Origin of the sequence: Tistrella mobilis KA081020-065, from assembly GCF_000264455.2 — a bacterium.
Taxonomy (GTDB): domain Bacteria; phylum Pseudomonadota; class Alphaproteobacteria; order Tistrellales; family Tistrellaceae; genus Tistrella; species Tistrella mobilis.
Genome location: NC_017956.1, coordinates 605,036 through 626,665 on the forward strand (window position 1 = coordinate 605,036; position 21,630 = coordinate 626,665).

14 protein-coding genes and 2 pseudogenes are annotated in these 21,630 nt (G+C 69.0%); 13 read left to right on the forward strand and 3 right to left on the reverse strand.

The window, feature by feature from the left end; genetic code table 11:
* Window positions 1–117: 117 nt before the first annotated feature.
* Window positions 118–3,725, reverse strand: a pseudogene (locus TMO_RS02785) (indolepyruvate ferredoxin oxidoreductase family protein).
* 458 nt (window positions 3,726–4,183) lie between these two features.
* Here TMO_RS02785 and TMO_RS02790 point away from each other — a divergent pair.
* The 6 genes from TMO_RS02790 to TMO_RS02815 all read left to right on the forward strand — a co-directional run bounded on the left by TMO_RS02790 (window position 4,184) and on the right by TMO_RS02815 (window position 10,508).
* Window positions 4,184–5,362, forward strand: a complete 1,179-nt coding sequence (locus tag TMO_RS02790; RefSeq protein WP_014744066.1) for an iron-containing alcohol dehydrogenase — start codon at window positions 4,184–4,186, stop codon at window positions 5,360–5,362.
* 1 nt (window position 5,363) lies between these two features.
* Window positions 5,364–6,065, forward strand: a complete 702-nt coding sequence (locus TMO_RS02795; RefSeq protein ID WP_014744067.1) for a glutathione S-transferase family protein — start codon at window positions 5,364–5,366, stop codon at window positions 6,063–6,065.
* Window positions 6,062–6,499: an acyl-CoA thioesterase gene (locus TMO_RS02800; protein ID WP_014744068.1), complete on the forward strand. Its 438-nt coding sequence runs from the start codon at window positions 6,062–6,064 to the stop codon at window positions 6,497–6,499. The genes TMO_RS02795 and TMO_RS02800 overlap by 4 nt, the downstream gene beginning before the upstream one ends.
* A complete protein-coding gene (locus TMO_RS02805) occupies window positions 6,499–6,960 on the forward strand; it encodes a YcgN family cysteine cluster protein (RefSeq protein ID WP_014744069.1) in 462 nt (153 codons plus the stop codon). Before TMO_RS02800 ends, TMO_RS02805 begins: the two co-directional genes overlap by 1 nt.
* Before the next feature lie 110 nt (window positions 6,961–7,070).
* A complete protein-coding gene (locus TMO_RS02810) occupies window positions 7,071–8,681 on the forward strand; it encodes a class I adenylate-forming enzyme family protein (RefSeq protein ID WP_014744070.1) in 1,611 nt (536 codons plus the stop codon).
* 144 nt (window positions 8,682–8,825) lie between these two features.
* A complete protein-coding gene (locus TMO_RS02815; protein WP_014744071.1) occupies window positions 8,826–10,508 on the forward strand; it encodes a methyl-accepting chemotaxis protein in 1,683 nt (560 codons plus the stop codon).
* On the opposite strand, the gene TMO_RS02820 is transcribed toward TMO_RS02815, so the two are convergent.
* Window positions 10,509–11,366, reverse strand: a complete 858-nt coding sequence (locus TMO_RS02820) for a hypothetical protein (protein WP_014744072.1) — start codon at window positions 11,364–11,366, stop codon at window positions 10,509–10,511.
* 415 nt (window positions 11,367–11,781) lie between these two features.
* On the opposite strand from TMO_RS02820, the gene TMO_RS02825 reads away from it, so the two are divergent.
* The 7 genes and pseudogenes from TMO_RS02825 to TMO_RS02855 all read left to right on the forward strand — a co-directional run bounded on the left by TMO_RS02825 (window position 11,782) and on the right by TMO_RS02855 (window position 19,651).
* Window positions 11,782–12,813, forward strand: a complete 1,032-nt coding sequence (locus tag TMO_RS02825; RefSeq protein WP_014744073.1) for a thiamine pyrophosphate-dependent dehydrogenase E1 component subunit alpha — start codon at window positions 11,782–11,784, stop codon at window positions 12,811–12,813.
* A 5-nt stretch (window positions 12,814–12,818) separates the two neighbouring features.
* Window positions 12,819–13,793 (forward strand): alpha-ketoacid dehydrogenase subunit beta, encoded by a 975-nt coding sequence (locus TMO_RS02830; protein ID WP_014744074.1) that lies wholly within the window; start codon window positions 12,819–12,821, stop codon window positions 13,791–13,793.
* A gap of 162 nt (window positions 13,794–13,955) precedes the next feature.
* A complete protein-coding gene (locus TMO_RS02835; RefSeq protein ID WP_014744075.1) occupies window positions 13,956–14,996 on the forward strand; it encodes a DctP family TRAP transporter solute-binding subunit in 1,041 nt (346 codons plus the stop codon).
* Between the two features lie 118 nt (window positions 14,997–15,114).
* Complete coding sequence (locus TMO_RS02840; RefSeq protein ID WP_014744076.1) at window positions 15,115–15,669, forward strand: TRAP transporter small permease; 555 nt, start codon at window positions 15,115–15,117, stop codon at window positions 15,667–15,669.
* Between the two features lie 57 nt (window positions 15,670–15,726).
* A pseudogene (locus TMO_RS02845) lies at window positions 15,727–17,035 on the forward strand (TRAP transporter large permease).
* A gap of 155 nt (window positions 17,036–17,190) precedes the next feature.
* The gene (locus TMO_RS02850) at window positions 17,191–18,963 is read left to right on the forward strand and encodes a thiamine pyrophosphate-binding protein (RefSeq protein ID WP_014744078.1); all 1,773 of its coding nucleotides are present in this window, start codon (window positions 17,191–17,193) and stop codon (window positions 18,961–18,963) included.
* A gap of 100 nt (window positions 18,964–19,063) precedes the next feature.
* On the forward strand, window positions 19,064–19,651 hold the full coding sequence (locus tag TMO_RS02855; protein ID WP_014744079.1) for an AAA family ATPase: 588 nt from the start codon (window positions 19,064–19,066) through the stop codon (window positions 19,649–19,651).
* A gap of 116 nt (window positions 19,652–19,767) precedes the next feature.
* On the opposite strand, the gene TMO_RS02860 is transcribed toward TMO_RS02855, so the two are convergent.
* Window positions 19,768–21,369: a peptide chain release factor 3 gene (locus TMO_RS02860; protein ID WP_014744080.1), complete on the reverse strand. Its 1,602-nt coding sequence runs from the start codon at window positions 21,367–21,369 to the stop codon at window positions 19,768–19,770.
* Between the last annotated feature and the right edge of the window lie 261 nt (window positions 21,370–21,630).

Below are 21,630 nucleotides of genomic sequence, written 5' to 3' on the forward strand. Positions count from 1 at the left end.
CGAAGTTTGCGAAGATGGTGGCAGAAGAATTGCGAAGTTTGCGAAGGTGCCGAAACGGCAACCGGGATCATCCCCGCCCAAGCCGGCGGCGAGGATGATCCCGGAGATTGACGGCGGTCACTCCGCGGCGGCGCGACTCGCCTCCGGCCCGGCATCGAGGCGGGCGAGGAGGCGCTTCTCCTCAACCTCGGCCGTGCGCATGGCGCTTTCCTTGATATGGCCATAGCCGCGGATCTTCTCGGGCACGGCGGCAATGTCGCGGATCAGGTCGCGATTGGCCGTGGTCAGCCGCGGCAGCAGCCCGTCGATCCGGCTGATATAGCTCTCGATCAGCGCCCGTTCGGCCCGGCGCTCCGCCGTGCGGCCGAAGGGATCGAGGGCCGTGCCGCGCAGCCGCTTCATCCGGGCGAGCAGGCGCATGGCGCTGAACATCCACGGACCGAACGTGGTCTTGCGCGGCTTGCCGGTCACCGGATCCGGTTTCGACAGGATCGGCGGTGCCAGATGCAGGGTGATCTTCCGGCCGCCGTCGAGTTCGGCCTTGAGCGCCCTGGCGAAGCTGCCGTCGGTATAGAGTCGGGCGACCTCGTATTCGTCCTTGTAGGCCATGAGCTTGTAGAGCGCGCGGGCCACTGCCCTGCTGAGGCGGAGATCGCCGCCGCCCGGCAGAAGGGCGCGCTCTGCCGCCTCCACCCGCTCCACCACCGACCGGTAGCGGGCGGCATAGGCGGCATCCTGATAGCGCACCAGTTCGTCGGCATAGAAGGCCAGGAGTTCGGGCAGGGGGGCCGTGTCCGGATCGGGCCCGCCTGTCACCTGCGGCAGGGCGGTTTCGGCGGCCGGCTGGTCGAGCCCGGCGGCCCGCAGCACCGCGGCGCGGTCGACGGCAGCCTTGCGGCCCCAGGCGAAGGCCTGCAGGTTCATCGCCACCGCCTGACCATTCAGCCGGATCGCCTCGCGCAGCGCCTCCAGCCCCACCGGCACCAGCCCCTTCTGCCAGGCGAGGCCGAGCAGGAAGGGGTTGGCATAAAGGCTGTCGCCGAACAGCGCCCGGGCGATGCGCGTGGCATCGATCCGCTCCAGCGCATCCCGGCCGATCGAGGCCTCCACCGCCATCGCGGTCGCGCCGTCGCCCAGCTTCATGTCGGGCTGGATCGCGAAAGAGGCGAGCGGCACGACATGGGTGTTGGCGACGCCGCGGGTGCGGCCGGCGGCATAGGTGGCGCGGGCTTCGGCACCGGCGGCCACGACCATGTCGGCGGCGATCAGCGCATCGAGCGAGGCCGGCGGCACCCGTCCGCCGGGGAGCGTGGCCGTAACCGGCGCCACCCGGACATGCGAGGTGACGGCACCGTTCTTCTGGGCAAGGCCGGTCTGGTCGAGCACCGAAACCGCCCGGCCTTCGATATGGGCGGCCATGCCGATCAGCGCGCCGATGGTGACGATGCCGGTCCCGCCGATGCCGGTGACCAGGATATTGGCCCGGCCACTTGCGACCGGCGGCACCTTCGGCAGCGGCAGGCCTTCATCCGGGGCCGGGCCCTCGCTACCGGCTGCCTTGGGCTTCGGGGCCGCTGCGCGCTTCGCCGGCTTTGCACCGGTCACGGTCACGAAGCTGGGGCAGAAGCCCTCGACGCAGGAGAAATCCTTGTTGCAGCTCGACTGATCGATCTGGCGCTTGCGCCCGAAGGCGGTCTCCAGCGGCTTCACAGACACACAGTTGGAGGTGGTGCCGCAATCGCCGCAGCCCTCGCAGACCCGGGGATTGATGAAGGCGCGCAGATCCGGATCGGCCATGGTGCCGCGCTTGCGACGCCGGCGCTTTTCGGCGGCGCAGGTCTGGTCGTAGAGCAGCACGGTCACGCCCGGCGTCTCGCGCAGTTCGCGCTGGACCTGGTCCAGCTCGTCGCGCGGGCGGATGGTCACGCCCTCGGCCCAGGGCGTGCCGGCGGGATATTTGTCGGGCTCGTCGGTCACCACCACCACCCGGGCGGCCCCTTCGGCCGAAACCTGGCGGGTGATCTGCCAGGGCAGCAGCTGGCCGTCGACCGGCTGGCCGCCGGTCATGGCCACCGCATCGTTGTAGAGGATCTTGTAGGTGATGTTCACCTTGGCCGCGATCGCCGCCCGGATGGCGAGCAGGCCCGAATGGAAATAGGTGCCGTCGCCCAGATTCTGGAAGATATGGCCGTCCTTCGAGAACGGCGCCTGGCCGATCCAGGCCGCCCCTTCGGCGCCCATATGGCTCCAGAGCGTGGTGCGGCGGTTGGGCATGTAGATCGCCATGCCGTGGCAGCCGATGCCTGCCAGCGCGCGGCTGCCCTCGGGCAGTTTCGTCGAGCTGTTATGGGGGCAGCCCGAGCAGAACCAGGGCGAGCGACCGGGCAGCGGCGGCTCGTTGCCGGCAGAGGCAGCCGTCCCCGCGGCGGCACCGCCGCAGGCCGCGGCGAGCGCCTTCGAGGCATCGTCGAGCCCGAAGCGCACCGCGATGGCGCGGGCGATGGCGAGCGGGTCGAGCGCGCCATCCTGGGGGAAGAGCGGCCGGCCTTCGGCATCGGTCTTGCCCGAGAGGCGCGGGCGGTCGGCGTCGGGCAGGCCGTAGAGCAGGCGGGCGAGCTGTTCCTCGACGATCGCCTTCTTCTCTTCGACCACCAGCACCTCGTCGAGGCCGCTTGCGAAGCGCACGGCGTTGACCGGCTCCAGCGGCCAGACCAGGGCCGGCTTGTAGATGGCGATGCCATGGGCGGCAAGGCGGGCCTCGTCGACGCCCAGAAGGTCGAGCGCCTCCAGCACGTCGCCCCAGGCCTTGCCGACCGCAACGATGCCGAAGCGGCGCCGGGGGCGTCGTGGGTGACGCGGTCGAGACCGTTTGCCCGCACCCAGGCCTGGACCATGGGCAGCTTGTGGCGGAACTGCCGGGCTTCCTGGTCGACCGGCGGGTCGGGCCAGCGGATATGATAACCGCCGGGCGGCGGGGTCACGTCGTCGGGCAGGCGGAAGGCATGGCGCGCCGGATCGATCTCGATCGAGGCCGAGCCTTCGACCGTGTCGGCCAGCGCCTTCACCCCCACCCAGCAGCCCGAGGCGCGGGAGAGGGCGAAGCCGGCGAGGATATAGTCGACCAGCTCGCCGATGGTCGCCGGGTTCAGCACCGGCACATGGGCTGCGATCAGCCCGGGTTCGGACTGATGGGCGACGGTGGAGGATTTGGCGGTATGGTCGTCGCCGAACACCGCGACCACGCCGCCGACCGGCGCCGTGCCGGCGAGATTGGCGTGCTTGATGGCATCGCCCGAGCGGTCGACGCCCGGGCCCTTGCCGTACCAGAGGCCGAAAACGCCGTCCTTGTCGGAGGTGCCGCCGCCGACATGAAGCTGCTGGGTGCCCCAGATCGAGGTCGCAGCCAGGTCTTCGTTCACACCCGGATTGAAGACGATCCCGGCCTTGTCGACATGTTTGCGTGCCTGCCAGAGCGCCTGGTCGACGCCGCCCAGCGGCGATCCGCGATAGCCCGAGACGAAGCCGCCGGTGTTCAGCCCGGCCGCACGGTCGCGTTCCGCCTGCAGCAGCAGGGCACGGACCAGGGCCTGGGTGCCGGTCACATAGATGCGGCCCTGGGGCAGCGTGTACTTGTCGTCGAGCGTCACCTTCGGCGCGGCGGTCGCGGCAGTGGTGGCGCTGGTCTCCGACCGGGCCTCTGCGGTTCCGGTATCGCTGGTCGCCATCGTCGACCCGTCCTCCCTGGGAGCTTGCGGCCGTCCGGGAAACGACAGGACGGGCGGCGGAAACCGCCACCTTACCTCTCCCTCGCGACCACTGGCACGGGACCGGCCCGGCACCGGGCGCCGGTGCACTGCCTCTTCGGTAGCGGCGGGCGGGCAGGCCTCTGGAAAAGGCATCTCCCGCCACGGACAGCTCACGACCGGTCCATACATGCCATGGTGATGCGCGGCCGGCCGATGCGTCAAGTACCAGACACCGTTCGAACGCCATGTGGACCGACATACACCTGGGAGTGATCCCACCTGCAGGATATGCATGCCATGGTGGCGCGTGCGCCAGCGACTTGACCCGGGGGGCCGGGGCTCTCATCCTGACCGCCGGACCGGCGAGGCCTGCCGGCGCCTGATCAACGAACGAACCGCCGGCCCCGATGCCGGCTACCCCTGGGAGGTCGCCCGCCATGTCGCCGCAGTCCGTACCGTCCTTCGTCTTCGAGACCACCCGCAGCATCGTCAGCGAGCCAGGGGCCTGCACCAGGCTCGGCCAGATCATGCGCGATCTCGGGGCGACGCGGGTGCTGGTCGTCACCGACCCCGGGGTGCGGAAGTTCGGCCTGACCGACGCCGCGCTCGAAAGCCTGACCGCCGCCGGGCTGGAACCGGTGATCTTCGACCGCGTGGTCGCCGACCCGCCGGCCGAGGTGGTCGAGACCGCCGCGGCCGAGGCCCGTGATGCCGGTGTCGACGGCGTGGTCGGCCTGGGCGGCGGCAGCTCGATGGACGTGGCCAAGCTGGTGGCCTTCCTGGTCGCAACCCCTGTCGCCCTGGACACGATCTATGGCGTCGGCAATGCCAAAGGCCGCCGCCTGCCGCTGGTCCAGATCCCGACCACGGCCGGCACCGGTTCTGAAGTGACACCGATCTCGATCGTCACCACCGGGGCGGCCGAGAAGAAGGGCGTGGTCTCGCCCCTGCTGCTGCCTGATGTGGCGCTGCTGGATGCCGATCTCACGCTCGGCCTGCCGAAGAACGTGACCGCGGCGACCGGCGTCGACGCCATGGTCCACGCGATTGAGGCCTATACCAGTGCGCACAAGAAGAACCCGCTGTCGGACGTGCTGGCGCGCGAGGCGCTGCGCCTGCTGGGCGGCGCCATCCGCCGTGCCTGCACCGATGGTCGCGACCGTGCCGCCCGTGCCGACATGATGCTGGGCGCGCTGCTTGCCGGCCAGGCCTTCGCCAATGCCCCGGTCGCCGCGGTCCACGCGCTCGCCTATCCGCTGGGCGGCCATTTCCACGTGCCGCACGGGCTGTCGAACTCGCTGGTGCTGCCGCATGTGCTGCGCTTCAATCTGGAGAGCGAGACGGCGGCGCGGGCCTATGGCGAGCTGGCGCCGATCGTTTTCCCCGATCTCGATCGGGCCGGCGGTGACAAGGCGGTTTCGGCGCGGTTCGCCGATGCGCTGGCGGGGCTGACCGAAGAGCTTGGGCTGGAAACCCGGCTGGCCCAGGTCGGCGTCGGCCATAATCACCTGCCGCTTCTGGCCGAGGATGCGATGAAGCAGACCCGGCTGCTGGTCAACAACCCGCGCGAGGTGACGCTCGACGATGCCCGCGCGATCTATGAGGCAGCGCTCTGACATGACGGATGAGGCAGCCCCGCTTACCCTGATCGGATCGCCGGGCTGTGGCTCGGCGATCGTCGAGATGGCGCTCGCTCTGCTGGGGCTGCCCCATGTCCTTGAGGATCTGCCCTATCGGGAGCCGGGGCCCGGCCGCGACCGGCTGCTGGCGCTCAACCCCACCGGCAAGGTGCCGGTGCTGGTGATCCCCGGCGCTGCACCGGATGGCGGCGATCTGGTGATGACCGAGAGTGCCGCCATCCTGCTGCATCTGGCCGATCTGGCAGGCGCGCGCGGGGCAGAGCTGGTGCCGGCGGCGGGCGATCCGCTCCGACCGGTCTTCCTGCGCTGGCTGGTCTTCCTGGTCGCCGAAATCTATCCGGCGATTACCGTGCCCGAACATGCCGACGATACCGGGCTTGCGGGCGACCCGCTCGCCGGTTTCCGCGCCGGCATGCAGGCCCGGCGCGACGGGTTGTGGCGGATGGTGGAGGCCGCGGCCGACCCCCAGGGGCCGTGGTTCCTGGGCAGCCGCTTCTCTGCCATCGATCTTTATCTGGCCGTGATGAGCGCCTGGGCCGGCGGGCGTGCCCGCTTTGCCCGGGTAGCCCCGCATCTGGGCGCCATCGCCGGCAGGGCCCGGGCCTTGCCCCGGGTCGCGGCCGTGCTCGCCCGCCATGGCGATATCCAAGACCCGCTCCAGGACGGAGAGACCGCATGACCATGCCGGCCCGCGGCACCCGCGCCGACTACCGCCATTTCCTGCCGATCACCACCCGGTGGATGGACAACGACGTCTATGGCCATGTGAACAACGTGGTCTATTACAGCTATTTCGACACGGTGGTGAACGAGTACCTGATTCGCCGCGACGCGCTCGACATCCATGGCGGCAACGTCATCGGCCTGGTCGTGGAAAGCGCCTGCCGCTATATGGCCTCGCTCGCCTTCCCCGAGCCGGTGACCGCCGGCCTGCGCGTCGGCCGGCTCGGCAACAGCTCCGTCGCCTACGAGATCGCGCTGTTCGACGGCGATGCCGATCTGGCAGCCGCCGAAGGCCGCTTCGTGCATGTCTATGTCGACCGCAGCACCCGCCGCCCGGTGCCGCTGCCGCCGGCCTTGCGGGCTGCCCTGGAACCGCTGGTGGTGAGCTGATGTCGGCAGGTGCAGCCGGTGACGGCATCCCGTTCTGGAAGGCGAAGCCGCTCGACGGGCTCAGTCCCGAGGAATGGGATGCCCTCTGCGACGGGTGCGGCAAGTGCTGCCTGGTCAAGATGGAGGACGAGGACACCGGCGCGGTGCTCTCGACCGATGTCGCCTGCCGCCTGCTCGACTGCGACAGCTGCCACTGCCGCGATTATCCGAACCGCAAGGCGATCGTGCCCGACTGCGTGGTGCTGACACCCGACAATCTGGGCGCGCTCGACTGGATGCCGGCTACCTGCGCCTACCGGCTGGTGGCGGAAGGCCGTGATCTGCCCTGGTGGCACCCGCTGGTCTCGGGCGATCCCGCTTCCGTCCGCCGTGCCGGGGTCGGCGCCCACGGCCGGGTGGTGTCGGAAGAGACGGTGGACGAGGACAGGCTGTTCGACCGGGTCGCCTCCTGGCCGGATTAATTCCGCAATGCGGACATCCGGGCCGGCATCTTGACCCCTGTGATGCAGGGGCGTTCGATGGTCTCAACCATGACGCCGCGCAGAACGCGGCACCGGAGGACCGCCAGACCATGCGCCGCCAGACTTTGACCGACCATATCCGCGACAACGCCGACGCCTTCCAGAACATCAGCGACGCCATCCGCGCCCATGCCGCCGAACGGCCCGGCGCACCGGCCGTCGAGGACGAGACCACCGCCCTCGACTGGCAGGGCTTCGATGCCCGGATCGATGCCATCACCGCCGCCCTTCAGCAGGACGGGATCGGTCGCGGCGACAAGGTCGCGATGCTGGCCCGCAATGCGGTCGACGTGCTGGCGCTCTATATGGCGACCTTGCGGGCCGGCGCCTGCGCGGTGCCGCTCTCGACGCTGGCGAGTGCCGAACAGCTGGCGGCGATGGTACAGGATTCCGGCGCCCGCCTGCTGGCGGTGGATGCCTATTCGCTGCCGCTGATCGAACCGGCGCTGGACCGGCTGGGCGATGTCCGGCGGATCGGCTTCGACATGGCGCCCGGCGGCGAGTGGCCCGGTGGTAACTGGACCGGCTTTGCCGACTGGCTGGCCTCTGCCCCCGCTACGCCTGCCCCAGTGGTGATCGAGGCGCTCGACCTCTTCAACATCATCTACAGCTCGGGCACCACCGGCGTGCCCAAGGGCATCGTCCACAGCCATCAGATGCGCGGTGCGCAGACCCGGCGCATCCAGACCATGGGCTTCGGCCCCGACACCGTGTCGATCGTCTCGACCCCGATCTATTCCAACACCACGCTGGCCGCCCTGCTGCCGACGGTGCTGTTCGGCGGGCTTGCGGTGCTGATGGCCAAGTTCGATGCCGGCCGCTTCCTGGAACTGGCCGAGGCGAAGCGGGCGACCCATGCCATGCTGGTGCCGGTGCAGTATACCCGCATCCTCGACCATGCGGATTTCGACCGCCGCGACCTGTCGTCCTTCCAGATGAAGCTGTCGACCAGTGCGCCGCTCAGGGCCGAGGTGAAGCGCGAGATCGCCCGGCGCTGGCCCGGCGGCATGATCGAGATCTACGGCCTGACCGAGGGCGGCATCTCGTGCCTGCTCGACGTCATCGCCTATCCCGACAAGCTCGATACCGTGGGTCGCCCGTCGGCCGGCGCCGAGATCCTGGTGATCGACGAAGAGGGGCGGCAACTGCCCCCGGGGCAGATCGGTGAACTGGTCGGCCGTGGTCCCGCGATGATGAGCGGCTACCACAACCTGGACGAGAAGACCGAGGAAATGCTCTGGCATGATGCCGAAGGCCGGGTCTTCTTCCGCTCGGGCGATATGGGTGCGATCGACGAGGACGGCTTCGTCCGCCTGCTCGACCGGCGCAAGGACATGATCATCTCGGGCGGCTTCAACATCTATGCGGTCGATCTGGAGGCGGTGCTCTTCGCCCATCCGGCCGTGGCCGATGCCGCGGTGATCGGCGTGCCCAGCCGGGAGTGGGGTGAAACCCCGCTGGGGCTGGTGGTTCTGAAGCCGGGCCGGCAGGCGACGGCCGAGGAGATCCGCGCCTGGGCCAATGAGCGGCTGGGCAAGGCGCAGCGGCTGTCGGCGGTGGAACTGCGCGACGAGCTGCCGCGCAGCCCCATCGGCAAGGTGTTGAAGCGCGAACTGCGCGAGCCCTATAAACAGGCCTTCGAGGCCCGCGCCGCCGTCTGATAGACTGATCCCGCCCCCGCAGAAGCAGAATACGCCACGCCCTCTATGGTCGTTCCGGCTACGACGGCGCCCGACCTCGTGTCGACCCCGACGTCGCCCGGGCCGCCGGGTGATGTGGTACCGCCGCTCGGATGGAGAGGGTGCATGCGGAGGGTGTTGACGGTCAGGGGCACGCTGTTTGCCGTGCTTGGCCTTCTGGGTATGGTCGCGGTCCTGGTGTCGATGAACGGGCAGCGTGCCCTGGTTCGGGCGGATGCCGCGCTGGAACGGGTCTATGTCGACCGGGTGGTGCCGCTGCAGGCGCTGAAGGCGATTTCGGATGCCTATGCGGTGTCCATCGTCGATGCGGCGCACAAGCTTCGGAACGGCAATGCCGATCGTGCGACGACCGCGGCATCGATCGATGCCGCGCGCGCGCAGATCGCCGGCCGCTGGGCGGAATACCGCGCGGGCGTCTCCGGCGGAGAGGAGGCGGAGCTGGCCGGTGCGGCCGACCGGCTGATGCGCACCGCCGATGTCGAAGTCGGCCGTCTGGCGGCGATCGTGGCGGCGGGCGACACCGCCGGTCTCGATCGTTTCGTACGCGACACCCTGTATGCGGCGATCGATCCGGTGACGGCCTCGATCGATCGTCTGATCGGCGTTCAGGTCAGGTCGGCAGACACCGTCTACCGCCAGGCGCATGATGCACAGGCGGGGGCCCGATTGTCGTCGATGGTCCTGATCGGCCTGGCGCTGGCCTCGACGCTTGCCGGCATGCTGTTGGTGGCCTATCGGGTGATCCGCCCCTTCAACCGGCTGACCGCCACGGTCGCCGCCATTGCCGGTGGCGCTCTGGACGCCGAGGTTCCGGCCACGGCCCGGCATGATGAAATCGGCGCCTTGGCCCGGGCGGTCCTGGTGCTGCGCGACGGCAGTGCCGAGGCGGCCCGGCTGCGTGGCGAGCAGGAAAGCCGCCGCCGTCAGGCGGAGCAGGAACGGCGGGCCGAGCTGGCTGAGCTGGCCGCACGATTCGAAGCGAGCATCGGCGGGGCGATGGAGGTCGTGGCCGGCGCGACCTCGCGCATGACGGTGGTTGCAGGCAATGTCGCCGAAGCGGCCCGCCGCACGGATGCCCAGGCTGAAGCCGCGTCGGCGGGCGCCGGACGGGCGGCCAGCCATGTGGAAACGGCTGCCGCGGCGGCCGAGGAGCTTTCGGCGTCGATCCGCGAGGTTGCAGGGCAGGTCGGGCGGGCTGCGGTGACGGCCGCCCAGGCGGTTAGCGAAGCCGATGCTACCGAGGCGCGTGTCCGCGCCCTGGTCGAGGCGTCGGCGCGCATCGACGACGTGGTCGTCCTGATTTCAGACATCGCGGCCCGGACCAATCTGCTTGCCCTCAATGCGACGATCGAGGCGGCGCGGGCCGGCGAGGCGGGCAAGGGGTTCGCGGTGGTGGCCGGCGAGGTCAAGTCGCTCGCCAATCAGACCGCGAAGGCGACCGGCGAGATCGGCGGGCAGATCGGCGCCATACAGTCGGCCGCGAGGGAGATGGTCGAGGCGATGCATCGCATCGGCCGCGTCATCCGCGACATTCAGGGCATGTCGGCGGCCGTGGCTGCGGCGGCCGAAGAGCAGGCGACAGCCACGGCGGACATCACTCGCACGGTGGTCGAGGCCGCCCGTGCGGCAGGCGACGCCTCGACCAATGCGCACGGTGTGGGACGTGAGGCCGCCGAAACCGGCACCAGCGCCGCAGCCCTGCTCGACGGTGCGCGCGAGGTGAACGGACAGACCGGTCGGCTGCGGGACGAAATGGCCGGGTTTCTGCGGCAGATCCGGGCCGCGTGATCAGGCCGTCTCGATCCGGCCTTCCATGGCGTCCATCAGGATCTCCACCGCTTCCCGCGCCGACTGGCCCTCGCGCAGGCCCAGCGCATGGGCGCGGCGGTTGACCCGGCTGACGAGGCCGTCTTCGTAGGTAGAGGCGGCTTCGCCGATCCGGGCTGTGTTGCAACTGACCACGAAGCCGGCAATGGCGCGGGCATCGAGCGCGGGCAGGCGGGTGGTGCCGGCCTCGTCGATGCCGATGCCGGCATCGTTGTAGCCGGCCGCGAAGGCGTCGGTCTTGAGCGCATTCCAGGTGTCGCCGCCGATCAGCCCGCCATGGCTGCCGGTGATGACCACCTGGCCGGCGTCTTCGGCCTTCACCAGGGCGGCGCTGTCGATCAGCACGATCCGCGGCCCCAGCGGCCCGCGCGGTGTCAGTTCCCGGCGCGCCTCGGCATAGGGGGCCGGCCGGTCGAAAGGCGGGGTGGCGGTTGCCAGGCGTTCGGCCGCCTCGGCGCAGCTCTGGCCGGGCTCGACCCCGGCTGCGATCGCGGCGACATTGGCATGAGAGATGCGACCGCGCGCCATCATGTCGCGGCCGTCGCCGATCCGGGCGCTGTCGTGGGAAACGGTGGCGGCGGCAAGGCCGATCTTCTGGGCCAGATCCAGCCCCCCGATCCCGGCGCGATCCAGGCCGAGCCCGGCATCGTTCAGGATCACCCCCCTGACCTTCGACACCGCCGCCAGATAGGCGGCATAGACGCCGCCATGGCTGGCGGCCACCAGCACCGCCCCTTCCGCCTCGGGGCCCAGACGGGTGACGCTGTCGGCCACGATCGGCCTGGTGGCGGCAGAAGGCGGTGTGATCGTGTCGGCCATGCACGTCTCTCCCTGTCGTCCGGCCGGTGTCGCGGCGCGCCCGGCTTCGTGATCTTCACTTCGGGCATCATGCCCGGCAGCCACGCATCCGTCGAGGTCGGGGCGCCATGATACGGACCCGCTGCACCGGCTGGCCGACGACAGTGGCATGAAGAATGATCCATTATGTGGAACTTCTGTTGTGGCCCCTTGTGATGCCAAAGCAATCAGTCCCTGGCCGAACTTGGTCACTCCCGTAAGAAACAGCATAACAAGGTCCAAATATTGGACCTGAGTTTGACAGGCCTCGACTGCCGCCGTTATCGTCGTTCCGTCGGCGTGGCACCATGGTGCCGCGATCCAAGAACGCGAGCCCGGGCCATCCGAGGCCGGGCAAGACGCAACCGACACCGGGACAGGGAGGAAAGGTCGGCTCATGACCGGCGGGCAGGACGGCGCCCCAGCGGCGACCGCGAGCAATCACGACATTCCGCGCCTTACGGCGCTCCACGGGCTGATGGCCCGCATCCGTGCCTTCGAGCGCGCGGCCGAGACCGGGCAGAATCGCGGCCTGGTGCTGGGGGCGGTGCATCTGTCGATCGGGCAGGAGGCGGTGGCCGCGGGCGTCTGCGCGCAGCTGCGCCGCGACGACCTGCTGCTGTCCACCCATCGCGGCCATGGCCATACCCTGGCCAAGGGTGCCGATGCCCGCGCCATGATGCTGGAGCTGCTGGGCAAGGCCGGCGGCACCTCCGATGGCCGCGGCGGATCGATGCACATCGCCGATTTCTCGGTCGGCATGTTGGGGGCGAACGGTGTCGTCTCCGCCAATATCCCGATCGCGGTGGGGGCTGCCCAGGCGATCCGGCTGAAGGGCGGCGACCAGGTCGTGGTCTGCCTGTTCGGTGACGGCGCGATCAATCGCGGCCCGTTCATGGAAGGCCTGAACTGGGCCAAGGTTTTCAACCTGCCGGTGCTGTTCGTGTGCGAGGACAATGGCTGGTCGGCCACCACCCGCACCTCGACCCTGACGGCCGGCGAAGGTGCCGCGGCCCGCGCCCGCTCCATGGACGTGACCGCGATCGAGATCGACGGCAACGATCTGGTGGCGGTGGACGAGGCGACCCGCGATGCCGTCGCCCGGCTGCGGGCCGGCGAGGGCCCGATCCTGATCCATGCCCGCACCTACCGGCTGCTGGGCCATACCGCCTCGGATCCGGCGGGTTATCGCCCGGCGGGCGAGGCCGAAGGCCGCTGGTCCGGCGACCCGATGCGCCGTAACCGCGCCCTGCTGGAAGCCGCAGGCGTGCCCGCGGCCGAACTCGACGCGCTGGAACAGGCGGCGACCGACGAGATGACCGCAGCGCTGGATGCGGCCGAGGCGGCCCCCTGGGCGCCCGCGGCGCTGGCGCTCGAGGATGTGCAGGATGCCGGTGCGCCGGCGCGCTTCTGGACCCGGGAAGGCTGAGACCCATGGCCGACATCACCTATCTCGAAGCCGGCCGGCTGGCGCTTGCCGAGGAAATGGACCGCGACCCGCTGGTCTGGGCGCTGGGCGAGGATCTGGGCCGCGGCGGCGTGTTCAAGCAGTATGACGGCCTCCAGGCCCGTTTCGGCGCGAACCGCATCGTCGACACCCCGATTTCGGAATCGACCATCATGGGCGCTGCCGTCGGCGCTGCGATGAGCGGCACCCGGCCGGTGGTCGAGATGCGCTTTTCCGATTTCGCGCTCTGCGCCGTCGACGAGCTGGTCAATCAGGCGGCCAAGGCCCGCTACATGTTCGGCGGCCAGACCCGCGTGCCGCTGGTGGTGCGCGAACCGATCGGGATGTGGCGGTCATCCGCTGCCCAGCATTCGCAGTCGCTGGAAGCCTGGTACGCCCATATCCCCGGCCTGGTGGTCACCGTGCCGGCGACGCCGGCCGACAACTATGCCCTGCTCAAGGCGGCGATCCGCTCCGACGACCCGGTCGTGCATATGGAGCACAAGAACCTCTGGGCGCTGAGCGGCCCCGCGGCGGACAGCGATGCGCCGGCCGAATTCGGCCGGGGGATCGCGCGCCGGGCCGGCGCCGACATCACCCTGGTGACCTGGTCGGCGACGGTCTGGACGGCGCTCGATGCCGCTGCTGCGCTGGGGGTCGAGGGGATCAATGTCGAGGTGATCGACCTGCGTACTCTCTGGCCCTGGGACCGGGAACTGGTGCTGGAAAGCGTGTCCCGCACCCGCCGCGCCCTGGTGGTGCACGAGGCGGTCCAGGCCGGCGGTTTCGGTGCCGAGATTGCCGCGACCATTGCCGAGGAGCTGCATCACCGTCTGGAGGGGCCGGTCCGGCGCCTGGGTGCGCCGCGCGCACCGGTGCCCTATGCCCCGCCGATGGAATCCGAACTCAAGATCACCGCCGGCGACGTCTGCAAGGCGGTCAAGGTGGCCCTGGGGCGCTGAACCCGGGCTGGGATCGACGAGGACCAACGATCGGAAAACGCGACGCGCGTCATACGTTGCGGCTTTCCCAAAGGCGCAAAGAACGCCGAGAATGGAGACCGTGACGGGTGTGGTCGGGAGCTGCACCCGTTGCCGAAGAAACCCAAGGGAGGAAACGAAACGATGATGATGCGTGTCTTCAAGGCGGCTGCCGGTGCGGTCGCGACCGCGGCGCTGCTGGCCACGGCCCTGAGCGGCGCCCAGGCGGCCGACTACAAGGAAGAATACAAGGTCTCGACCGTGGTGCCGGCGCCGTTCCCGTGGGGCCTTGCTGCCGAGAAGTGGGTCGAGCTGGTCCGCGAGCGCTCCGACGGTCGGATCAACATGAAGGTCTATCCGGGCGCACAGCTGGTCTCTGGCGACCAGACCAAGGAATTCTCGGCGATGCGCCAGGGCATCATCGACATGGCCGTCGGCTCGACCATCAACTGGTCGCCGCAGGTCAAGGAACTGAACATCTTCTCGATGCCGTTCCTGATGCCGGACCATGCCGCGATCGATGCCCTGACCCAGGGCCCTGTCGGCAAGGAATTGTTCGACATCATCGAGAAGCGCGGCGTGGTGCCGCTCGGCTGGGCCGAGAACGGTTTCCGCGAACTCACCAACTCGAAGCGCGACATCAAGACCCCGGCGGATCTGAACGGCCTGAAGATCCGCGTGGTCGGCTCGCCGCTCTATCTTGATACCTTCACGGCGCTTGGCGCCAACCCGACCCAGATGAGCTGGGCGGATGCCCAGCCGGCACTGGCGACCGGTGCGGTCGACGGCCAGGAGAACCCGCTCAGCATCTTCACCGTCGCCAAGCTGCAGAATGTCGGCCAGAAGCACGTCACCCTCTGGGGCTATGTCGCCGACCCGCTGATCTTCGGCGTCAGCAAGCGGGTCTGGGACACCTTCACCCCTGAGGATCAGGATCTGCTGCGCAAGGCCGCCCAGGATGCCGGCACCTATGGCATCGAGGTCGCGCGCAAGGGCATCACCGAGAAGGACGACTCGACCTTGAAGGAGATCGAGGGTCTGGGTGTGACCATCACCCGGCTGTCGGATGCCGAACGTCAGGCCTTCGTCGATGCCACCCGCGGCGTCTACGAGAAGTGGGCGAAGGAGATCGGTCCGGACCTCGTGAAGACGGCGGAAGAGTCGGTCGCCAACCGCAAGAAGTGAGCCTCTGCCGGGGCGACCTCGGTGTTGCCCCGGCCTCCGGCCTCACCCGGCGGTTCTCTGCCGAAGCGGGCGTCCTGGACGCCCGCCCCTCACAGCCTTCAACCGGGGAACGACTGCCGTGGCCTCCAGCCCCGAGCATGACGACGTACCGGAAGCGGTCCGCGAGGTCGACCGTCCGGTCGTCAGCGGTCGTATCGAGGAATTCATTGCCGCCCTCGCGATGGCCGGAATCTGTGTGATCAGTTTCGGCAATGTGGTGGTGCGCTACGTCACCAACGCCTCTTTTGCAGCCACCGAGGAACTCTCGATCTTCCTGCTGGTGGTGATGACCATGGTCGGCGCCTCGCTGGCCTTCATCCGCGGCGGGCATATCCGGATCACCGCCATCGTCGACCGCCTGCCCCGCCGGCCGCGCATGGGCCTGATCATGCTCACCCATCTGCTGACCGTGATCATGTTCGCCCTGGTCGCCTGGTATGGCTGGCTGCTGACGCTGGATGAGATGGAATACGGCGAAACCTCGCCGGCCCTCGGCCTATCCGAGCTGGATCTACACCATCTGGCTGCCGCTGGTTTCGATCGCGATCATCCTGCGTGTCGTCGGCCGTGCCCACCGGGAATGGCGGGCCTTCCGTACCCACGAGACGGCCGTCGACATCGCCACCGGCGATGATGTGCTGCCGGGGGACGCCGCCGATCTTCCCGGGCCGAAGCGGGGGACGAGCTTCTGATGCTGACCGCAAACGTCTTCCTCATCGGCGCCTTCCTGCTGCTGCTGCTGCTGGGCACGCCGATCGCCGTGGCGCTCGGCCTTTCGGGTGTCGCCGGCATCCTGACCGGGCTTGACCAGTACGCGCTCGGCACCGTTGGTACCAATACCTATAACAGCATCGCGAAATACCCGTTGATCGCCATCCCGCTCTTCGTGCTGACGGGGGTGATCTTTGAACGCTCGGGCGTCGCCCGGCGTCTGGTCGAATTCGCCGCCTATTTCGTCGGCCCCCGCCGGGGTGGCCTCGCCGTCGTTGCCATCCTGGTCTGCATGATCATGGGCGGCATGGCGGGGTCCGGCCCCGCCGATGCCGCCGCGGTTGCGACGGTGATGATCCCCAGCATGCGGCGCGTCGGCTATCCGGCCGCCTTCTCGGCCAGCGTCATCGCATCGGCCGCCTCCACCGCCATCCTCATCCCGCCCTCGATCGCGCTGATCGTCTATGGCGTGATGGTGCCGGGGACTGATATCCGGGCGCTCTTCGCGGCCGGTCTGATCCCGGGCATCCTGTCGGGGCTGTTCATCGCCGTCCCCACCCTGATCATCTCGCGCCGTCAGGGCTTCGGGGCCGCCGAGGCGGGTGAACAGGGGCCGCGGCGCCGCTTCCTGGACGTGTTCGTCCAGGCGCTGCCGGGGCTGATGGCACCGGTGATCATCCTGGGCGGCCTGCGCACCGGCCTGTTCACGCCCACCGAGACCGCGGTCGTCGCCGTGTTCTACGGCATCTTCATCGGCCTCTTCGTCTACCGGGAACTGAAGGTCCGCGACATCTACAAGGCGCTGGCCGAAAGTGCCGAAACCTCGGCGGTGATCATGCTGATCATCGCGCTGGCCGGTATCTTCGCCTGGGCCGGCGGCACGCTCGGCGCCTTCGACAGTGCAGCCCGCGGCCTGCTGGACCTCACCGACAACGGCTGGGTCATTCTGGGCATGATCATGGTGATCCTGCTCTTCGCCGGCATGGTGCTCGACGGGGTGTCGATCTATCTGATCACCCTGCCGCTGATCGTGCCGATCGCCCAGACCTATGACTGGAACCTCACCTGGCTGGGGGTGGCTGATGGCGATGAACATCGCGATCGGCCAGTTCACGCCGCCGGTCGCCGTGAACCTGATCGTGACGGCCCGCATCGCCAAGGTGCCGATCGAAGAGACGGTGCCCTGGGTGATCTGGATGGTGCTGGCCATGGTGCTGCTGCTCGCACTGCTGATGGCGGTGCCGGATCTCGCCCTCTGGCTGCCGAAAACCCTGGGCTACGTCGTCTGACACAGCCCGCCTGAACCACGAACCCTTCCGACACCTCCGGCCCACGGGCTGCGCCTTTCCCAGGCGCGGCCCGACGGGTGGGGTGTGCTCTGATCCCCACCGATTCCCGTCGGTTTTTTTCCCGACCTTCCCTGATCCATAAGGATGACCCGACAATGACGACGCGCGACGCAGGCACCGCAGCCGGTGCCAATGCACTGCCCGACGGCCCGATCACCGGCGGTGAAGCGCTCGCCCGCATGCTGCTCGCCCACGGCATCGGCCCGCTCTTCGGCATGGGCGGCTTCCAGCTGCTGCCGTTCTACGATGCCTGCCGGCGGCTGGGCCTCTCGCATGCCCTGATCAATGACGAGCGCTGCGGCGCCTTCGCCGCCGATGCCTATGCCCGGGTCACCGGCCGGGTCGGCGTCTGCGATGCCACCCTCGGGCCGGGGGCCACCAATCTGGTGACGGCGCTGGTCGAGAGCTACAATGCCGGCGTGCCGATCGTCGCCATCGTCGGCGACACCCATCGCGACCATTCCTGGAAGAACATGACCCAGGAGACCCGCCAGCTCGACATCCTGCGGCCGGTGGTCAAGGAAGTGATCCGGGTGGAGCGCACCCACCGCATCCCCGAACTCGTCCGCCGCGCCTTCGCCGTCGCGACCTCGGGCCGCCCCGGCCCGGTGCTGCTCGACGTGCCGGAAGACGTCGCCCATGACGAGATCGTCTTCCAGGCCTCGGACTTCTATGCCGATCCGGCCGCCGAGGCGGCGCCCTCGCTGCGCTGCCGCCCGGCCTCGGCCGATCTGGCCCGTGCGGCTGATCTGCTGGCCAAGGCCGAGCGCCCGGTGATCCTGGCCGGGGGCGGCGTGCATCTGTCGCAGGCGGCGCCGGCGCTGGAGGCCTTCGCCCATGCCTTCGGCATTCCGGTCGCTCACACGCTTTCGGGCAAGGGCGCGATCGCCTGCACCGATCCGCTGTCGCTCGGCATCTTCGGCCGCTACAGCCGCATCGCCAACGACGTGATCGAAACCGCCGACGTGATCCTCGCCATCGGCTGCAAGCTGGGCGAGATCGCGACCAAGCGCTACAGCGTGCCGCCCGCGGGCAAGACGCTGATCCATCTCGACATCCTGGCCGAGGAATTCGACCGCTGCTATCCCGCGACCGTCCGGCTCTGGGGCGATGCGCGCGAAGGCATCGAGGCGCTGACGGAAAAGCTTGCGCCCACCGCCGAGGCGGCCCGGGCCGCACGTGCGGGCTATGCCACCGAGATCGATGAGCGCATGGCGAAGTGGCGGGCCGAGGTGGCGCCGAAGCTCAGCTCCGACGAGCGGCCGATCACCATGGCGCGGCTGATGACCGAGGTGACCAAGGCTCTGCCCGCCGATGGCCTGCTGGTTGCGGATGGCGGTTTTGCGGCCCATTGGGGCGGCCTGCTGTTCGACACCAAGCGCGCCGGCCGCGGCTTCGTGCCCGATCGCGGCTTCGCCTCGATCGGCTACGGCCTGCCCGGTGCGATGGGCTGTGCGCTGGCGGCTCCGGGCCGGCCGGTGATGGCGCTGACCGGCGACGGCGGCTTCAACATGACGCTGGGCGAGCTTGAGACCGCCCTGCGCATGAACCTCGCCTTCACCCTGATCATCGTCAACAACGCGGCGTCCGGCTATGTGAAGGCGCTGCAGCACCTGATGTACGGCACCGGCAATTACCAGTCGAGCGATCTGCGCGAGATGAACTACGCGAAGATCGCCGAGACCATGGGGGCCAAGGGCATCCGGGTCGAGAATCCGGACGACCTGTCGGGCGCGCTGGCGGCGGCGATGGCCGAGCGCGGCCGTCCGACGGTGCTCGACGTGGTGGTCACCCGCGATCCGGCCAACATGCTGCCGGGCGTCGACAGCCGGGCGGTGAAGGCCAAGAAGGGCGACCGCGTCGCCTGATCAGGCAGCGGCCGGATCAGCAGAATACCTGATCCCGAAGGGGGCTCCGTGCTAGTCTGACGTGGTGTCATCCCATCGTCACGTGTACGGAGCCCCCATCATGACCGAGACCACGCCCCGGCGCCCGCGGATCGCCGTCACCGGCAGTGCCGGCACCGGCAAGACCACGCTGGTCGATGCGCTCGGCCGCCATTTCGGCCTGCCGGTGGTGCCCGAGCACATGCGCAGCCGGATCGAGGCCGGGCTCGACCTGCACAAGCTGGAATGGCCGCAGTTCCGGGCGCTGATCCGCGAGCTGTATGACGAACATCTGGCGGCACGCGATGCCGCGATCGCCGAAACCGGCGGCGCCGTCACCGATCGTTGCCCGCTGGACACGCTGGGCTTCTGGCTGCATTACGGCTTCGGCTCCGACGAGGCCGAAACCGATGCGCTGGCGGCGGATGCCGTCGCCCAGATGGCGCCGCTCGATCTGGTGGTGATCCTGCCCGCGGGCGCCATACCCTTCGTCACCGACGGCGTCCGCTCGCCCAATCGCTGGCTGCAGATCAAGTTCCAGATCCTGATCGAAGGCCTGCTGGAACGCTTTACCCCCGACGTGCCGGTGCTGCGCATGCCCGCCGACGTGCTCGACCCCCAGGCCCGCATCGACGCGGTGCTGGCGGCCCTGCCCGAAGGGGTGCGGTGAGGGGAGAAGAAGAAGGTGGATCCCCGCCTGCGCGGGCGTGACGGCTTCCTCTTTTTTTACAGAGAGTTAGCCCCGCGCAAGCGGGGTTCCCCCTGTTTCGGGCAGGAGACCTGCCTTCAATTCACCTGGTTTTTGACCTTGTCGAACTTCAGCTTCGGCCAGTCCTCGACCGTGCGGTTCAGGTGCCAGGCGTTGCGGGCCAGGAAGACCGGCCGGCCGGTGTGGTCGTCGGACAGCGCCGAGACGTTGTTGTCGGCGAAGCGCTTCATCTCGGCCGGATCGCCCGACACCCAGCGCGCCGCATAGGCCTCGACGGTTTCATACGATACGGGGATGCCGTATTCGGTGCGGATGCGGTCGGCCAGCACGTCGAACTGCAGAGAGCCCACCACGCCCACCACCCAGGCGGAGGAGGTGATGCGCGGCTTCATGACCGCGGCCACGCCTTCCTCGGCCAGCTGTTCCAGCGCCCGGCCCAGATGCTTGGCCTTCATCGGGTCTTCCGGGCGGATGCGGCGCAGCAGTTCCGGCGCGAAGGAGGGGATGCCGGTGAAGCGGATCTCCTCGCCCTCGGTCAGGCTGTCGCCGATGCGCAGCGTGCCGTGGTTGGGGATGCCGATGATGTCGCCGGCAACCGCCTCGTCGGCGATCTCGCGGTCCTGGGCCAGGAACATGACCGGCGCGCTGACATTGACCGCCTTGGTCGATCCCACCGGCAGCAGGCGCATGCCGCGCTTGAAATGGCCCGAGCACAGCCGCACGAAGGCGATGCGGTCGCGGTGCTTCAGATCCATATTCGCCTGGATCTTGAACACGAAGCCGGTGACCTTGTCCTCGTCGGGCGCCACGTCGCGCGGCGTCGCCGGCTGGCGGCGCGGCGAGGGGGCGAGCCGGCCGACGCCTTCCAGCAGCTCGCGCACGCCGAAATTGTTGAGCGCGCTGCCGAAGAAGACCGGGGTCATGTGGCCTTCGCGATAGGCCTGCAGGTCGAAGGCCGGGCACAGCTCGCGGACCATGGTCACCTGGTCCTTCAGCTCCTGCCACTGGTCGCGGGGCAGATGCTCGCCGATGGTCGGGTCGTCGAGGCCGGTGACCGAGAACGAGGCGTCGTTGATGCTCGACCGGTCGCCGCGATCCATCAGCACCATGCGGTCGTCGAGCACGTGATAGCAGCCGCGGAAATGGCGGCCCATGCCGATCGGCCAGGCGGCCGGGGTCACGTCCAGCGCCAGGGTCTGTTCGATCTCGTCGATCAGCTCCAGCGGGTCGCGGGCCTCGCGGTCCATCTTGTTGACGAAGGTGATGATCGGCACGTCGCGCAGGCGGCAGACCTCGAACAGCTTGCGGGTCTGTTCCTCGATGCCCTTCGCGGCGTCGATGACCATGATCGCGCTGTCGACCGCGGTCAGCGTGCGGTAGGTGTCTTCCGAGAAGTCCTCGTGGCCCGGCGTGTCGAGCAGGTTGAAGGCGAAGCCGTCATGCTCGAAGCTCATCACCGAGGCCGAGACCGAAATCCCGCGCTCGCGCTCCACCTTCAGCCAGTCCGACCGCGCACGCCGCTGCTCGCCGCGCGCCTTCACCGCACCGGCCATCTGGATGGCGCCGGAGAACAGCAGCAGCTTCTCGGTCAGCGTGGTCTTGCCGGCGTCGGGATGCGAGATGATCGCGAAGGTACGGCGACGCGCGATCTCGGCGCCGATGTCGGTGATGTCGGTCATGCGCTCGGACGGGTTCGGAGGAAGGGAAGGGCTTCGTTCGGGGAACGGGCTTCGTTTCGGGAAAGGTCTCGGTTTCCCGGGGCGATAGGTAGCGCGTCCGGGCGCGATTTTCCAGGGACTTCGGTCGGATCGGGCGGCATAATCGGGCAAGCCTCCCCTGCAGGCGATGTCACGGCTGTGCCCCGTCCGCGCCGTTTGACGGACGGGAAACCGCCTTTTCGAAAGCAGCAGGCCGAAGGGTGGCGGTCGGGGGAGCAGCTA

What these genes read in the sequence shown, in the direction of transcription:
- TMO_RS02790 (WP_014744066.1), top strand. Translation starts at nt 4,184, where the DNA reads ATGTCGCCGCAGTCCGTACCGTCCTTCGTCTTCGAGACCACCCGCAGC.
- TMO_RS02795 (WP_014744067.1), top strand. Translation starts at nt 5,364, where the DNA reads ATGACGGATGAGGCAGCCCCGCTTACCCTGATCGGATCGCCGGGCTGT.
- TMO_RS02800 (WP_014744068.1), top strand. Translation starts at nt 6,062, where the DNA reads ATGACCATGCCGGCCCGCGGCACCCGCGCCGACTACCGCCATTTCCTG.
- TMO_RS02805 (WP_014744069.1), top strand. Translation starts at nt 6,499, where the DNA reads ATGTCGGCAGGTGCAGCCGGTGACGGCATCCCGTTCTGGAAGGCGAAG.
- TMO_RS02810 (WP_014744070.1), top strand. Translation starts at nt 7,071, where the DNA reads ATGCGCCGCCAGACTTTGACCGACCATATCCGCGACAACGCCGACGCC.
- TMO_RS02815 (WP_014744071.1), top strand. Translation starts at nt 8,826, where the DNA reads ATGCGGAGGGTGTTGACGGTCAGGGGCACGCTGTTTGCCGTGCTTGGC.
- TMO_RS02820 (WP_014744072.1), bottom strand. Translation starts at nt 11,366, where the DNA reads ATGGCCGACACGATCACACCGCCTTCTGCCGCCACCAGGCCGATCGTG.
- TMO_RS02825 (WP_014744073.1), top strand. Translation starts at nt 11,782, where the DNA reads ATGACCGGCGGGCAGGACGGCGCCCCAGCGGCGACCGCGAGCAATCAC.
- TMO_RS02830 (WP_014744074.1), top strand. Translation starts at nt 12,819, where the DNA reads ATGGCCGACATCACCTATCTCGAAGCCGGCCGGCTGGCGCTTGCCGAG.
- TMO_RS02835 (WP_014744075.1), top strand. Translation starts at nt 13,956, where the DNA reads ATGATGATGCGTGTCTTCAAGGCGGCTGCCGGTGCGGTCGCGACCGCG.
- TMO_RS02850 (WP_014744078.1), top strand. Translation starts at nt 17,191, where the DNA reads ATGACGACGCGCGACGCAGGCACCGCAGCCGGTGCCAATGCACTGCCC.
- TMO_RS02855 (WP_014744079.1), top strand. Translation starts at nt 19,064, where the DNA reads ATGACCGAGACCACGCCCCGGCGCCCGCGGATCGCCGTCACCGGCAGT.
- TMO_RS02860 (WP_014744080.1), bottom strand. Translation starts at nt 21,369, where the DNA reads ATGACCGACATCACCGACATCGGCGCCGAGATCGCGCGTCGCCGTACC.